The sequence below is a fragment of the Curtobacterium sp. 22159 genome (assembly GCF_052045775.1).
Classification (GTDB): Bacteria; Actinomycetota; Actinomycetes; order Actinomycetales; family Microbacteriaceae; genus Curtobacterium.
On sequence record NZ_JBQEPN010000004.1, the window covers coordinates 128,030 to 142,936 of the forward strand.

Annotated in this window: 14 protein-coding genes; 5 read left to right on the forward strand and 9 right to left on the reverse strand. The window is 72.8% G+C overall.

The genetic code is table 11. From position 1 onward, the window contains the following. Nucleotides 1-59: 59 nt before the first annotated feature. The gene (locus ACTJKO_RS06385) at nucleotides 60-4,799 is read right to left on the reverse strand and encodes an Lhr family ATP-dependent helicase (protein WP_440686854.1); all 4,740 of its coding nucleotides are present in this window, start codon (nucleotides 4,797-4,799) and stop codon (nucleotides 60-62) included. Nucleotides 4,800-4,961: 162 nt separating this feature from the next. On the opposite strand from ACTJKO_RS06385, the gene ACTJKO_RS06390 reads away from it, so the two are divergent. After that, a complete protein-coding gene (locus ACTJKO_RS06390; RefSeq protein ID WP_440686856.1) occupies nucleotides 4,962-5,651 on the forward strand; it encodes a PadR family transcriptional regulator in 690 nt (229 codons plus the stop codon). A gap of 157 nt (nucleotides 5,652-5,808) precedes the next feature. On the opposite strand, the gene ACTJKO_RS06395 is transcribed toward ACTJKO_RS06390, so the two are convergent. Further along, nucleotides 5,809-6,429 carry an alpha/beta hydrolase gene (locus ACTJKO_RS06395; protein ID WP_440686858.1) on the reverse strand — a complete coding sequence of 207 codons (621 nt, stop codon included), beginning with the start codon at nucleotides 6,427-6,429 and terminating at the stop codon, nucleotides 5,809-5,811. An 85-nt stretch (nucleotides 6,430-6,514) separates the two neighbouring features. Between ACTJKO_RS06395 and ACTJKO_RS06400 the strand changes: the two genes are divergently transcribed. Then, nucleotides 6,515-7,057 (forward strand): NUDIX hydrolase family protein, encoded by a 543-nt coding sequence (locus ACTJKO_RS06400; protein ID WP_440686860.1) that lies wholly within the window; start codon nucleotides 6,515-6,517, stop codon nucleotides 7,055-7,057. 77 nt (nucleotides 7,058-7,134) lie between these two features. On the opposite strand, the gene ACTJKO_RS06405 is transcribed toward ACTJKO_RS06400, so the two are convergent. Then, the gene (locus ACTJKO_RS06405; protein ID WP_440686862.1) at nucleotides 7,135-7,338 is read right to left on the reverse strand and encodes a CsbD family protein; all 204 of its coding nucleotides are present in this window, start codon (nucleotides 7,336-7,338) and stop codon (nucleotides 7,135-7,137) included. A 154-nt stretch (nucleotides 7,339-7,492) separates the two neighbouring features. Continuing rightward, a complete protein-coding gene (locus ACTJKO_RS06410) occupies nucleotides 7,493-9,121 on the reverse strand; it encodes a DEAD/DEAH box helicase (protein WP_440686864.1) in 1,629 nt (542 codons plus the stop codon). 244 nt (nucleotides 9,122-9,365) lie between these two features. Here ACTJKO_RS06410 and ACTJKO_RS06415 point away from each other — a divergent pair, with 244 nt between their 5' ends. Then, nucleotides 9,366-10,235 (forward strand): endo alpha-1,4 polygalactosaminidase, encoded by an 870-nt coding sequence (locus tag ACTJKO_RS06415; protein ID WP_440686866.1) that lies wholly within the window; start codon nucleotides 9,366-9,368, stop codon nucleotides 10,233-10,235. A 35-nt stretch (nucleotides 10,236-10,270) separates the two neighbouring features. Here ACTJKO_RS06415 and ACTJKO_RS06420 read toward each other — a convergent pair whose 3' ends face one another. The 4 genes from ACTJKO_RS06420 to ACTJKO_RS06435 all read right to left on the reverse strand — a co-directional run bounded on the left by ACTJKO_RS06420 (nucleotide 10,271) and on the right by ACTJKO_RS06435 (nucleotide 12,549). Continuing rightward, nucleotides 10,271-10,630, reverse strand: coding sequence for a GntR family transcriptional regulator (locus tag ACTJKO_RS06420; protein ID WP_440686868.1), 360 nt, complete (start codon nucleotides 10,628-10,630; stop codon nucleotides 10,271-10,273). 10 nt (nucleotides 10,631-10,640) lie between these two features. Then, nucleotides 10,641-11,282, reverse strand: coding sequence for a DUF1684 domain-containing protein (locus ACTJKO_RS06425; protein ID WP_440686870.1), 642 nt, complete (start codon nucleotides 11,280-11,282; stop codon nucleotides 10,641-10,643). 93 nt (nucleotides 11,283-11,375) lie between these two features. Continuing rightward, complete coding sequence (locus ACTJKO_RS06430) at nucleotides 11,376-11,867, reverse strand: hypothetical protein (RefSeq protein WP_440686872.1); 492 nt, start codon at nucleotides 11,865-11,867, stop codon at nucleotides 11,376-11,378. A gap of 49 nt (nucleotides 11,868-11,916) precedes the next feature. After that, the gene (locus ACTJKO_RS06435) at nucleotides 11,917-12,549 is read right to left on the reverse strand and encodes a GNAT family N-acetyltransferase (RefSeq protein ID WP_440686874.1); all 633 of its coding nucleotides are present in this window, start codon (nucleotides 12,547-12,549) and stop codon (nucleotides 11,917-11,919) included. A gap of 96 nt (nucleotides 12,550-12,645) precedes the next feature. On the opposite strand from ACTJKO_RS06435, the gene ACTJKO_RS06440 reads away from it, so the two are divergent. Beyond that, entirely contained in the window at nucleotides 12,646-13,254 is a 609-nt protein-coding gene (locus tag ACTJKO_RS06440) for a 2-phosphosulfolactate phosphatase (RefSeq protein WP_440686876.1), read from the forward strand. Between the two features lie 62 nt (nucleotides 13,255-13,316). Continuing rightward, nucleotides 13,317-13,619 (forward strand): DUF427 domain-containing protein, encoded by a 303-nt coding sequence (locus ACTJKO_RS06445; protein ID WP_440686878.1) that lies wholly within the window; start codon nucleotides 13,317-13,319, stop codon nucleotides 13,617-13,619. Here the strand turns inward: ACTJKO_RS06445 and ACTJKO_RS06450 are convergent. Then, a complete protein-coding gene (locus ACTJKO_RS06450) occupies nucleotides 13,616-14,866 on the reverse strand; it encodes an Nramp family divalent metal transporter (RefSeq protein ID WP_440686880.1) in 1,251 nt (416 codons plus the stop codon). The two genes, ACTJKO_RS06445 and ACTJKO_RS06450, sit on opposite strands and share 4 nt — an antisense overlap. Between the last annotated feature and the right edge of the window lie 41 nt (nucleotides 14,867-14,907).

Genomic DNA, 14,907 nt, shown 5'->3' on the forward strand with positions numbered 1-14,907 from the left:
CCCCGGTCGGACTCGCTCGCCCCGGCAGGACGGCCGGGCCGGCCGCTTCGGCGACGCGGTCACACACGGAGCCGGAGTCCCTGCGGTGTCGCGGTGAACCCGGCTTCCCGGAGGGCCCTGCCGAGCGGCGTCTCGAGCACGAAGTCGCCGTCGACGCGCTCGACCGCGAGCTTCCCGAGCCCGCCGCGGACGGTCGCTGCGATGGAACGCGCGGCCGCCTGGAGGTCGGCTGGGTCGTCCGTGAACGTTAGGACCGACTTGCCCCCGCGCTCGACGTACACCGCGAGGGTGCCGTCGACGATCGTGACGAGCGCGCCGGCTTTCCGTCCCGGACGGTGCCCCCGGCCCTTCGTGGTGCCGGCCGCGGACCCGTCGTCGTCCGGTGTCCCATCGCCGGAGGTGTCGGTCGGCCAGGGCAGCGATGCGCCGTACGCGTTGGCGGGGTCGGTCGCGGCGAGGGTCAGTGCCTCGCGCTTCCGGTCCGGGTCGTCGCGCTCGGTGTCGTCGAGGTCACGTGCGTACGTCCGGAGCCGGTCGACGGTCGGACCGGTCGCGAACTGCGCGGCCCCGAGTCCCTCGACGAAGTACCCCCGTCGAGCGCGCCCGGACTCCTCGAACCGAGACAGCACCCGGTACACCCCGGCGAAGCCGCCGCGCACGCCCTCGACCTGCACCGCCCCGCGCGTGACGACCCCGTACCGTTCCAGCAGCTGTTCCGCCGTCGCGGCCGCGCGCACGGTGGAGTCGGACTCCGCGAGCGGGAGCAACGACCACCGTCCGCCGACGGAGGGCGGACCGGACTGCGTCGGCATCGTCGGCCGTCGACGACCCCGGTACGCCCGCGCACGCGGGGCGGTCGAGCTCTTGGCCTTCCCACCGAGCATCGCTCGGAGCGGCGCGAACGTGTCGTTCGTGATCTGTCCGGCCCAGACGAGGTCCCACAGCGCGGTCGACAGCGCCTGGTCGTCCGTGCTGCCGACGGCCTGGCCGAGCTGCCGGAAGAAGTACGCGCCACCGCCGGCGAGGGCCCCGAGGACGTCCCGCTGGAGTTCGGTGGTCTCGTCGCCGGCCGGCTCCGCGAGGGTCGTCCGCGCGGTGTCGGCGAGGTGCAGCCGGACCCACCCGTCGTTCCCGGGCAGCGTGCCACCACCGGACCAGAGCACTTCGCCCGTCGCGGTCAGTTCGTCGAGCATGCTCGGCGCGTAGTCGGTGACACGTGCCGGCAGGACCAGGGTCTCCCAGGCGCTCGCGGGCAGCGCGACGCCGGCGAGCTGGTCGATCACCTGCAGCACGCCGTCCACACCGCGCAGTCCGCCGCGCGTGCCCGGCGTGTGCACGTGCTGCCAGGCGGGGAGGAACCGGGCGAGGGTGTCCGGCGACACTGGCTCGACCTCGTGCCGGAGCGCCGCGAGCGACTTCGTGCGGATGCGGCGGAGCACCTCGCTGTCGCACCACTCCGCGCCCTGACGATCGGGACGGAACTCGCCCTCGACCATGCGGCGGTCCGCCACCAGCCGCCGGAGGGTGTCCTGCACGACGGCGATCCCGAGGCCGAGGCGGCCGGCCGCGTCCTGCGCCGAGAACGGCCCGTGCGACCGGGCGTACCGGCCGACGAGGTCCCCGAGGGGATCCGCCACGGGCTCCACGAACGCCGTCGGGACGCCGATCGGCAGCGGGACACCGAGGGCGTCGCGCAGCCGGGAGGCGTCCTCGATCACGGCCCACCTGGTGGTACCGGCGTGCGAGAAGGACAGCACCCGGCGGTCGCGTTCGAGGGCCTCGAGCGTCGTCCGGACGGTCGCTCGCGCCGCGGCCTGGTCGTCGTCGGCGGCCAGCCAGCTGCGCTCGACCACCTCGTCCAGGTCGAGCGCGCCCACGAGCCGCAGCACGTCGACGATGCCCTCGGCGTCCCGCGCGCGGCGGTCGGGTGAGAGCCGCTGGAGGTCGCGCTCGACCGACGCGATGACCGCGGGGTCGAGGAGTTCCCGGAGCTCAGCTCGACCGAGCAGCTCGCCGAGGAGCGTCGAGTCGAGCGACAGCGCTGCCGCTCGACGTTCGGCGAGCGGGGAGTCCCCCTCGTACATGAAGGCCGCGACGTACCCGAACAGCAGCGACCGGGCGAACGGTGACGGCTGTTCCGTCTCGGTCTCGACGATCCGGATGCGTCGTCCGGCCAGGTCGTCGGCGATGCCGAGCAGCGCCGGGACGTCGTACACGTCCTGCAGGACTTCCCGCACGGTCTCGAGCACGATCGGGAACGACGGGTACTTCTGGGCGACCTCGAGCAGCTGGGACGCGCGCTGTCGTTGCTGCCAGAGCGGCGATCGCTGCCCGGGGTTGCGGCGGGGCAGCAGGAGCGCTCGCGCTGCGCATTCCCGGAAGCGGGCGGCGAACAGCGCGGACGCTCCGACCTCGTCGGTCACGAGGGCATCGAGGTCGTCGCGCTCGAACACGAACAGGTCGGCGCCGGGCGGTTCGGCATCGGTCTCGGGGATGCGCACGACGATCCCGTCGTCGGCGGCCATCGCGTCGCCGTCGATCCCGTGCCGCTCCCGCAGCCGGGCTCCGACCGCCAGGGCCCACGGCGCGTGCACCTGCACGCCGTACGGCGAGTGCAGGATCAGCCGCCAGTCCCCGAGCTCGTCGCGGAACCGTTCGACGACCAGCGTCGTGTCGTTCGGCACGTACCCGGTCGCCTGTCGCTGGTCGCGCAGGAAGGTGAGGAGGTTCGTCACGGCGCGTTCGTCGAGGCCACCGGCTGCGACGCGAGCGCGGGCGTCTTCGTCGGAGGCGCCCTCGACCTCACGCACGAACGCGCCGGTGGCGCGGCCGAGCTCGGCGGGGCGACCGATGCCGTCGCCCTTCCAGAACGGCACCCGCCCGGGCTGCCCGAACGCCGGGCTGACGATCACCCGGTCGTGCGTGATCTCCTCGATGCGCCAGCTCGTCGCACCGAGGGCGAAGACGTCGCCGACGCGGGACTCGTAGACCATCTCCTCGTCGAGCTCCCCGACGCGCGACGCCTTCTCACCCACCATGAAGACGCCGAACATCCCGCGGTCGGGGATGGTGCCGCCGCTCGTCACCGCGAGTCGCTGGGCGCCGGGACGACCGGTCAGGGTGCCGTGCACCCGGTCCCACACGAGCCGCGGACGCAGCTCGGCGAACTCGTCGCTCGGGTAGCGACCCGTCACGAGGTCGAGCGTGGCCTCGAACGCGGAGCGCGGCAGGCTGCTGAACGGGGCGCTCCGCCGGACGAGTTCGAACCAGTGCTCGACGTCGACGGTGTCGATCGCACCCGCGGCGACGGTGTGCTGCGCGAGGACGTCGAGCGGGTTCGCCGGGACGGAGATCGACTCGATCTGGCCGGAGACCATGCGCTCGACGGTGACGGCGCTGTTGACGAGGTCGGCGCGGTGCTTCGGGAACAGGACGCCCCGGGAGATCTCGCCCACCTGGTGCCCGGCACGCCCCACGCGCTGCAGCCCGCTCGCGACCGACGGCGGCGCTTCGACCTGGACGACGAGGTCCACCTCGCCCATGTCGATGCCGAGCTCGAGCGAACTCGTCGCGACGACGCAGCGGAGGCGGCCGGACTTCAGGTCGTCCTCGATGACGGCGCGCTGGTCCTTCGACACCGAGCCGTGGTGGGCACGGGCGAGGACGGGGACGGACCCTTCCGACCCGCCACCACCGGTCTGCCCCGACCCGCCCATGAGCTGCGCCGGCGGTCGCTTCGGCACCACGACCGGTGCGTGCGCGGAGGCGCGCCCGGGGGACTGACCGATCGGACGGGCAGCGGGGAGTCCGTCGTCGGCGGGGACCACCCCGGCGGGCACCAGCGCACCGTCACCGACGGAGCCGGCAGCCGCGAGCACGCGTTCCTCGTGGATCTCGTTGAGTCGCGCGGTCAGTCGTTCGGCCAGCCGCCGCGAGTTGGCGAACACGATCGTCGAGCGGTGCTCCTCGATGAGGTCGACCACGCGTTCCTCGACGTGGGGCCAGATCGAGCCGTTCGTCGGTGACTCCGTCGCGTCGGCGCCCACCGGGGGAGCGCCCAGTTCCGCCATGTCGTCGACCGGGACGACGACGCGCAGGTCGAACGTCTTCTGCGCCGGCGGAGCGATGATCGACACCGGTGCGCGGCCGCCGAGGAACCGTGCCACCTCTTCCGGCGGGCGCACGGTGGCGGAGAGGCCGATGCGCTGGACGGGAGTGTCGAGCAGGTCGTCGAGCCGTTCGAGCGACACGGCCAGGTGGGCCCCGCGCTTCGTCGATGCGACCGCGTGCACCTCGTCCACGATGACGGTGTCGACGTTCACCAGGGTCTCGCGCGCCTGTGACGTCAGCATGAGGTAGAGCGACTCAGGTGTCGTGATGAGGATGTCCGGCGGCTGCCGCAGCAGCTTCTGCCGGTCGGAGGAAGGGGTGTCGCCGCTCCGGACCCCGACCGTGATGTCCGGTGGTTCGAGCCCGAGGCGCCTGGCGGTCTGGGTGATGCCGACGAGCGGGCTGCGGAGGTTCCGTTCGACGTCCACGCCGAGCGCCTTGAGGGGTGAGACGTAGAGCACCCGGGTGCGCTGCTTCGCGGGCGGGCGGTCGGTCGCGCTGATCAGCCGGTCGATCGACCAGAGGAACGACGCGAGGGTCTTGCCGGAGCCCGTCGGCGCGATCACGAGTGCGTGCTGGCCGGTCGAGACGGCGTCCCACGCGCCGGCCTGCGCCGCCGTCGGAGCGTCGAAGGCGCCACGGAACCACTCCGCGGTGGCGGGGGAGAAGCGCTCGAGGACGTCCGTCATGGTCCGTCCCATCCTGCCCGGGACCACCGACAGCGAGCCGAGCGTGCGGTACCCCTTGACACACCGATAGTTACCGATCTATCGTAAACACATCGCGATACGACGAAGACTGTTGGGTCAGACCGTTCGCGAGCAGACGCAACACGCAAGGAAGGAGTCGACATGCGCACCATGCACGACGACGACAGCAACACGTTCGGCCGCGATCACCGCGGCCCCGGTCCGCGCGGACCCCGCTTCGGCGGCGCGCGGCAGCACCACGGCGCCGGCTTCCCCGGTCGCGACCGCGGTGACCACGACCACGGCGGCCGGGGCTTCGGTCCTGGCTTCGGAGGCCCCGGCTTCGGTGGCCGCGGTGGGTTCGGCCCGGGGATGGGCGTCGGACCAGGCTTCGGCGGACCCGGCTTCGGTCGGGAGCGCCGGCGCCGCGGCGACGTCCGACTCGCGATCCTCGGTCTGTTGGCCGAGGGTCCGCAGAACGGGTACGCCGTGATCAAGACGATCGCCGAGCGGACCGGCGGCGCCTGGAAGCCGAGCCCCGGTTCGGTCTACCCGACGCTCCAGCAGCTCGTCGACGAGGACCTCGTGGTCTCGACGGGCGACGGACGCAAGACGCTCTTCGAGCTCACCGACGCCGGCAAGGCCGAGGCCGAGGCCAAGGCCGACGAGATCGCCGCGGCGTTCGACGCGCCGGGGCTGCCCGACGCGCAGCGCGAGTTCGTGGAGACGCTCCGCAAGACCATGGGCGTCCTCCACATGTACCGCACGAGCGCGACGGAGGAGCAGGCGAAGGCGGCCACCGCCAAGATCGACCAGCTCCGCAAGGACCTCCTCCAGATCCTCGCCGACTGACGGTCCACCGGCGGACGGGAGGCNGCACCGCGCCTCCCGTCCGTCCCTGCTCGCCCGAGTCTCGCGCCCGCCGACACTCCTCGCGTCTCCGAGCCCGAGGAGTGTCGATCAGCGCGAGACTCGCCCCCGCGGCCGCACCGGGCGCGCGCGGCCGCGCTCAGGAGGCCGCGATGAACGCGGCCACGTCCGCCAGCTCCGCCGCGGAAACCGCGTGCGGCAGCCCCGCGTACTCCCGATCCGTGACGTCGGTGTTCGCGGCCGCCCACGCCTGCGTCCGCGCGGTGGCCTCCGCCGGGATCACCGGGTCGAGGTCGCCGTGCCCGAGGAACACCCGGGGGCGGACGGCTGCGACCTGGTCGTCTCGGCCATCACGCACGCCCGGGACGACGAACCCAGACAGTGACACGGCGAACGCGAACGCCGACGGCCGTGCACGCAGGAGCTGCAAGGCCATCGAGCCGCCCTGCGAGAACCCGAGCAACCCCACCGTCGAGTGGTCGGCGGACACCGAGTCGATCCACGCGAGCACCTCCGCCGTGGTGCGGTCGACGTCCTCGATCGCGGGCGAGCCCGGCGTGCCGAGCGGGTACCAGCTGAACCCCTGCCCCCAGGGCATCGGCGCCCGCAACGACGCGATCGTCCACTCGGGTGGGAGTGCCGGCGCGAGCCCGAGCAGGTCACGCTCGTCCGACCCCACCCCGTGCATGGCGACGAGCAGCGGCGTGCCCACCCGTTCCGAGGGGCTGCGGGTCCACTGCACGGCGTCGCGATCGATCATGGCCACGACAGTAGTTGACGCATCAACCAATCCCAACCCCCGCGCCTTCCGTCGAACTCGCCGGAGCGACTGGTAGACACGGTGCATGGCCTCGCTGCGCACTCCCGACCCCGACTCCGGCTGGCTGTCCGACGAGGAACTCGCGAACGTCCGTCGTCGACTGCCCATCTGCTACGTCGAGGCGATCCCGGTCCGCACCGACGGCCTGGGCGTCGTCACCGAGGTGGGCGTGCTGCTCCGCGTCGCCCCGAGCGGCTCCATCGCCCGCACCCTGGTCTCGGGCCGGGTGATGTTCGGCGAGTCGATCCGCACGGCGCTGTTCCGCCACCTCGAGAAGGACCTCGGGCCGATGGCGTTCCCGCAGCTGCCCTCGAGCCCGACTCCCTTCACGGTGGCCGAGTACTTCCCGCTGCCCGGCGCCTCGGTCTACACCGACGAGCGACAGCACGCGATCTCGCTGGCGTACGTCGTCCCGGTCACCGGCACCTGCGAGCCCCGGCAGGACGCCCTCGAACTCACCTGGATGAGCCCGATGGAAGCGGCGTCGGACGCCGTCGCCGAGGAGATGGAGGGCGGCCGGGGAGCACTCCTCCGCGCGGGGCTCGCGTCCGTCGGCGCGCTGATGTAGCGCTCGCACCGCGTGCACGACGAAGCCCCCGGGTCCGAATCGGACCCGGGGGCTTCGCAGCTCGGTACTGGACCGGCTTACTTGTCGTCGTTCCTGAGGCTGTCGGCGACGCCGGTCGCGGCGTCCTTGACGTTCGTGCCCGCCTGCTTGGCGTCGGCCTTGACCTGGTCGGTCTTGCCCTCGGCCTTGAGGTGGTCGTTGCCGGTCACGTTGCCGACGCCTTCCTTGGCCTTGCCGGCCGCCTTCTCAGCGGCGTTCTTGATGTCGTCGATGCCAGCCATAGGCACTCCTTCCAACAGCGGACGGTTCCCCGTCAGCCGCTCGCGCGGCCTCCGGTGACACAGAACGTACGCCGGGGACGGGCCGGGCCTCGGAGGTCACGTGGAGGTTGTCCCCCGCCACCGTCCGAGCCGGACCGAGTGCGCGGCGCGACGGTCAGTGCGCGGAGCCCGCCGGACGGGAGGCGCGGCGCGACCCACGACGACGGCTGCCGCCCGACTCGTTGCCGGTTCCCCGGCCCGCTGCGTACCCGCCGTCGGACGACCAGACCGTCGCCGATCCGCCGCGCACGACGTCGCTGGACGCGCGACGGTTGCCGCCGGAACGGCGCTGGCCGCCGCCCGCGCCCGCACCGGCGCCCTGCGCGCCGCCGCGGCGCTGCTCGCCGCCGGCCTGCTCGGAGCGGCCACCGCGGCGTCCACCGGCGGACCCGGTCGACCCGTTCGACCCGGCGGCGGAAGCTGCCTGCGGGGCCTGCGCCGCGCCTCCCGAACGACCGCCGCGACCACGACGACGGCCGCCGCCCGTGCTCTCGGAGCCGTTCGTGCGCTGCTTGGGCTGGCGCTGCTGCTGTGCCGGCTGCTCGGGCGCCAGGTGGCGGACCGGAGCGACCTCGCCGACGAGGGTGGTGACCGCGGGTGAGGCCGCGGTGACCTGCTGCGGGGTGACCTTGATCGCGGCGGCGCGCATCATCTGCGCCACGTCACGACGCTCGGCGGGGAGCGTCACCGTGACGACGTCACCGGACGAACCGGCGCGGGCGGTGCGGCCCGAGCGGTGCAGGTACGCCTTGTGCTCGATCGGCGGGTCGACGTGGACGACGAGCTCGACGTGGTCGACGTGCACACCACGGGCGGCGACGTCGGTCGCGACCAGGACGAGCGCCTCGCCGGACGAGAACTTCGCGAGGTTCCGCTCACGGGCGCCCTGCGAGAGGTTGCCCTGCAGGTCGACGGCCGGGATGCCCTGGCTGGTCAGCTGCTTCGCCAGGCGCTTCGCGTGGTGCTTCGTGCGCATGAACAGGATGCGGCGACCGGTGCCCGAGGCCAGCGTGCGGACGAGGTCCTTCTTCGCGTCGGCGTCGGCGACCTCGAACAGGTGGTGGGTCATCGCCTCGACCGGGCTGGTCTCGTCGTCGACGGAGTGCATCACCGGGTCGTGCAGGAACTTCTTGACGAGCTTGTCCACGCCGTTGTCGAGCGTGGCGGAGAACAGCAGCCGCTGTCCCTGCTCGGGCGTCGCCTGCATGATCTTCGTCACGCCGGGCAGGAAGCCCATGTCGGCCATGTGGTCGGCCTCGTCGAGGACGGTGACCTCGATGCCGTCGAGGCGCACGTGGCCCTGCTGCATGAGGTCCGCGAGGCGACCCGGGCAGGCGACGACCACGTCGACACCGCCGCGCAGTGCGTCCACCTGACGGCCCTGCGAGACGCCGCCGAAGATCGTCGTGGTGTTGAGGCCCATCGCCTTCGCCAGGGGCGCCAGCGTCGCGTCGATCTGGGTCGCGAGCTCGCGGGTCGGGGCGAGCACGAGCGCCCGGGGGCGACCGGCGCGGCGCGGACGGGGGTTCGCGGCCAGGCGGGCGGCGAGCGGGATCGCGAAGGCGATGGTCTTGCCGGAGCCGGTGCGGCCACGGCCGAGCACGTCCTTGCCCTTGAGCGAGTCGGGGAGCGTGTCGGCCTGGATCGGGAACGCGGTCTCCTTGCCCTGACGGGCGAGGACGTCGACCATCGGCGCGGGGACGCCGAGGTCGGAGAAACGGGTGTCGGGAGTGTTGTCGGTCATCGTGACCTTTCGAGCCGGCGCGAGCCGGCCGTGGGCGCGCTCTGAGGCAGCGCGCGGGCGGGATGCGCGCCAACGGGTGTGGCTGGCGCAGTCGCCGCAGCAGAGAAGCCTGGCACCTGTGAACGGTGCTCGATCATCGACCGCGATCGTGGTGACACGTGGTCGGGAGTTCGGGGGCGTCCGTACGACGCACGAGGCGATCGGCGCCTCGAGTACGTCCATCATAGCGTGCGAGGATTCCGGCGTGCGAGTACGGACCGGGATGCTGACCGTCGCGATGACCGTGGTGGCGGTGGTCGCGCTCGCCGGGTGCGCGGCGACACCGGGCGACGGTGGCGGCACGGGTCCCGGCGACACGACGGCCCGGACGTCGGGGTCGGGGTTCACGAACCTGCCGACCTCCGGGATCCCGGACTACCAGCTCGGCGGGTCCTACACGCCCCCGTCCGGCGTGACGATCGTGGAGCGGGACAGCACCGACCGGCCGGCGGCGGGCACGTACTCCATCTGCTACGTCAACGGGTTCCAGACGCAGCCCGGGGACGCGCGGATGTGGCTCCGGGACCACCCGTCCGCGGTCCTGCGCAGCGCCGACGGGAAACCCGTGTCCGACCCGGGGTGGCCGGACGAGATGCTCCTCGACACGACCACCGCGGCGAAGCGCTCCGAGATCGTCGACGTCCTGACGACGTCCATCGCCCGGTGTGCCGACCGGGGGTTCGACGCCGTGGAGTTCGACAACCTCGACTCGTGGACCCGCTCCCACGGCGCACTGACCCGGGCGGGCAACCTCGCGCTCGCGGCGGCGTTCGTCCGCGCCGGCCACGACCACGGCCTGGCCGTCGGGCAGAAGAACACGCCGCAGCTCGGTGCCTCCGGGAGGAAGACGACCGGGTTCGACTTCGTCGTGTCCGAGGAGTGTGTGAAGTACCAGGAGTGCTTCGCCTACACGAAGGCCTACGGGGAACACGTCATCGACATCGAGTACTCGGACAACATCGGACGCTCGTGGTCGTCGGTGTGCTCGGACGACGACCGTCCGGCGATGACGATCCTGCGCGACCGGGACCTCGTGACGCCGTCGAGCGACGACTACGTCTACGAGCACTGCTGACGCCGGGTCTCGGACGGCGCGACGGCGCGACGGCGTCAGGCGGGCCACTCCGCACGGAGGGCGGCGGCGGCCTGGTCGGCGGACAGACCGGCCTCACGCGCCGCGAGCACCAGGGCCCGTGCCGCTCCGGTGACCGCCGGCGGCACCTCCGCCGGCCGGATCACCCGGGTGCCGGCACCGCGCGCGGTCTGGACGAGCCCCGCCTCCTCGAGGAGCTGGTACGCCCGCGCGACCGTGCCCGCCGCCAGCCCGAGCTCGTCCGCGAGCCCACGGACACTCGGCAGCCGCTCACCGTCGACCAGGTACCCGGCCGTGATCTGGGCGGCGATCTGCGACCGCACCTGCTCGAACGGCGGGACACGCCCTCCGGCGTCGATCGCGACGAGACCCGACATGCGCTCCACCCTAGAAGTCGTACTGCTCGCCGACGGGGATCGGGACCGCGACGGTGTTGCCGGGCGGTGCGAGCGGGCACGCCCATGCGGGGTCGTACGCGCACGACGGGTTGTAGGCGAAGTTGAAGTCGAGCACGATCTCGCCGTCGTCGCCGCCCAGGTCCGCGCCCTTGATCGTGTCGACGAGGTACCGCCCACCGCCGTACGTCCCGCGTGCCTTGCCCGCGCTGGCGTCCTTGACGGGGATGAACACCCCGCCCGCGTAGCCGCCGTGCGACCACACGTCGAGCGTTCCGACCCCGTCGAGCGTCACCACGCCGAGCCGGTCGAAGTGCACGATGCCGTCGGTCCCGGTCTCGACGTCCATCGCGAGCGGTGCCGCGGGTTCGACACGTGCGCGGAACCGCCACGAGGGGTCGTAGTCCGGGACGGGCAGCGACTCGAAGTCCCGGGCGTCCTCGTCGAGGAGCGGGCTCGCGGGGTGCTCGCCGAACATGGCGTCGCGGGTCTCGCGCCACATCGCGTGGGCGGTCTCCGGGTCGCTCGTCGCCCGGACCCGGCGGTAGAGGTCGAACGTCATCCGCCGCCAGTCCACGGTGGCGAGCGTGCTGTGCACGCGATCGACGGTCACCGGCTCCTGCGTCTGGCTCACACCGCGAGCGTACGCCCGGCTCGTCGGCGAGCGCCAGCGGCGTGGCGCGCAGTGGCATGGCGGTCGTGCCGGGAGGGACGGCGACGGTCCGCCTCAGACCGCGGCTCGTGCGGGGCGCCGCCAGCCGGGCGCGAGGGCGCGCATCCGGAACCCACGCCACTGCCAGATCACCCACATCCCCGGCCAGAGCAGGGCACCGAGCACCCGGGGGCGCATCCGGTAGCTCAGGCGGTCCACGAGCAGGGTCCGACCGTCCGGGGTCGGCCGAACGGCCATCCGGTGCTGCATGGTCATCCGGGCGAAGAGGCCGCTCGTGCCACCGCCGACGTCGCGCTGGACGGGGACGCCGTCGACCTCGTACAGCTCGAGGTGCACGTGGGTGTCCCCGCTCGGGAGCACCCCGAACGCCCGGGCCGTGATCGGGTGTGGCCGCCCGGGTGTCCAGCGGACCGGGAACCCCTGCGGGTCACGCGACCGGTAGACGAGGAACGGCTTCGTGACGGCGACCATCACCGCCGGGGACAGCAGGGCGTCGCGCACGGCGTCCACCGGCGCGTCGAGGGTGATCCGGAGGCCGACGTGCACGCCCCGGACGCTACTCGTCGGGGTGCGAGCCCGGCGCGGATCCCGTGGGTCAGGCGTGGCGGGCGGAACGGCGGCGGGAGCCCTCGGCGCGGTCGTGCCGACGCAGCCGTTCGGCGAGGGACAGCCGGACGGTCGGCCACTCCGAGGCGATGATCGAGAACACCACGGTGTCGCGGAGGGTGCCGTCGCGGCCGATCGCGTGGTTCCGGAGCACGCCGTCCTGCTTGGCACCGAGCGCCGCGATCGCCGCACGCGACTGCGTGTTGTGCCAGTGCGTCCGGAACTCGACCGCGATGCACTGCCAGACGTCGAACGCGTGCGAGAGCATGAGGAGCTTCGCCTCGGTGTTGATGCCCGACCGCTGCGCCGACCGGGCCAGGAACGTCGCACCGATCTCCACGCGGCGGTTCGCCGTGTCGAGGTTGAGGAAGGTCGTCGACCCGACCACCCGGCCGGTCGGGCGGTCACGCACGGCGAAGGGCACCATGCGGCCGGCCTCGTGCTCGGCGAGACGACGGTCGATCTCGTCGGCGACCTGCGCCGGGGCGGGGATCGACGTGTACCAGGTCCGCCAGAGATCGCCGTCCGCGACCGCCGCCCGGAGGTCGTCGGCGTGCTCCGCACCGAGGGGTTCGAGCGTCACGCGGTCGCCGGTCAGGGTGGGTGCGGGGGCGATCTCCATGACACCCGATCCTACGGTCGCCGACCAGGACGGACCCCGGGCGCCGACGTCACCTGTGGAGAAGATCAGGTGGTTCCCGGCGGCTATCGTGACCGGGTGGCAGCACACACGCAGCAGCGGTACCAGGTCCGGTTCGGATGGGGTGCGGCCGGGGCAGCGCGCATCGCCCCCGGCACGCACCTGCTCGTCTGGATCGACGTCCTCCCGGACGCCGGCGCCCGTGACGCCGGAGCGCGGCAACGGGCGCTGCGGTCCCTCGCCGCCCGGCTGCCGGAGGGACCGGAGGTTGTGCTCGGCCACCTCGGCAACGCGGCGGCGGTCGCGGAACGCGTGTCGCGCCTCCAGGCCGGACGCGGCGACCGCTGTGTCGTCGCGATCGTCGCAGCCGGGCACCACCACGCACCGGGTGACGACGCTGCGGAGGACGCGGGCGAGACGGCCGACGTGCCGGAGGCACCGGACTTCGCGGTCGAGGACCTCCTCGCTGCCGGGGCCGTGGTCGACGCGCTCGCCGAGGTCGGCATCGACCACACGTCCCCCGAGGCGGCCGCCGCCTGCGCCGCGTACACCGGGCTGCGGCGGGCGGTGAAGCACCTGGTCAGCGCCTCGGAAGCCGCTGCCGCGCTCGCGCCGGCCGAGGTCCACGCGGCGCTCGCCGTGGACGGAGCGCTGACGACCCTGCGGGAATCGAGTCCGCGCGCGTAGCGTTCGCTCCGACATCGGGTACCGCGCAGCGCGCGGTGCCACACCGAGCGAAGGAGCGTGCCGTGAAGGCAGTCGTCGGAGACACCGTGATCGCCGAGGCCCCGCAGGAGGACCTCATCCAGATCGAGGGCAACTGGTACTTCCCGCCGTCGAGCGTGAAGACCGAGCTGTTCACCGAGAGCGACACCCAGTACCACTGCCCGTGGAAGGGCGACACGCAGTACTACACCGTCCACGTCGACGGGCAGGCACTGCAGGACAACGCGTGGTCGTACCCGACCCCGATCCCCTCGTCCTTCGACCGCGTGGGGAAGGACTACTCCGGCTACGTGGCGTTCTGGAAGGGCGTCCGCGTCGTCGACTAGCCGGCCAGCGTGAGCGCGACGAGCGCCACGTTCAGCGCCACGATCACCAGCGCGATGACCCCCGCGACCACGCGGGTGGTCATCGCGTTGACGTCTGCGCCCATCACGCTCCGACGTGAGGTGTAGACCACCAGCGGCACGATCGCGAAGGCGATCCCGAAGCTCAGCACGACCTGGCTGACGACGAGGAGCATCGTCGCGTCCGCGTGCACGGCGAGCAGGACGATCGCCGGGACGAGCGTCACCAACCGTCGCACCACGAGCGGGACGCGCACGTGCAGCAGTCCCTTCATGATCTCGGCACCGGCCATGCACCCCACCGAGGTGGAGGCCAGCCCGGACGCGAGCAGGCCCACCGCGAACAGCACCCCCACCACTGGGCCGACGTGCTCGGCGATGGCGCGCTGCGCCCCGGGGATGGAGTCGGTCCCGCCGACCCCGGGCAGCGTCGCGGCCGCGAGCACGAGCATGCACACGTTCACGCCGCCGGCCACGACGAGCGCCAGGGCGACGTCCCACCGGGTGGCCACGAGCACCCGCCGACGCTCCGGGCCGGCGCGGACGTCGCCGTGCCGGTCACGGGCGAGTGCCGAGTGGAGGTACACCGCGTGCGGCATCACCGTCGCCCCGAGCATCGAGGCCGCGAGCATCACGGACTCGGAGCCCTCGAACCGCGGGACGAGCCCCGACACGAGTTCGCCGGGGGAGACCTGCGCGAACAGCAGTCCGGCGCAGAAGCCGATCGTGAGGACCGCCAGCATCGCGGTGACGACGGCTTCGAAGGTGCGCGTGCCGCGGCGGCTGTGCAGCGCGAGGACCACCATCGACACGATGCCCGTGACGACGCCGCCGACGACCAGCGGCAGCCCGAACAGCAGATGGAGGGCGAGCGCGCCGCCGATCACCTCGGCGATGTCGGTCGCCGCCGCGACGATCTCGGCCTGGGCCCAGAACAGCAGCCGTGGTGTGCGGCGCATCCGCAGCCCGAGGTGCTCGGGCAGGGACTTGCCGGTGACGACACCGAGCTTCGCGGAGAGGTACTGCACGAGGACCGCGCTCGCGTTCGCGGCGACGAGGACCCAGAGCAGCAGGTAGCCGTACTTCGCCCCGGCCGTGAGGTTCGCCGCGACGTTGCCGGGGTCGACGTACGCGATGGCCGCGACGAACGCCGGACCGAGCAGGGTGAGGCCCGCGGCGCGGCGGCGCGGCGGGTCCGTCTCGGTGCGTCGCGTCACGGTGTCGGTCATCACACCAGTGTGCCAGAGGATTCGGTGTGCCGAATCCTTGC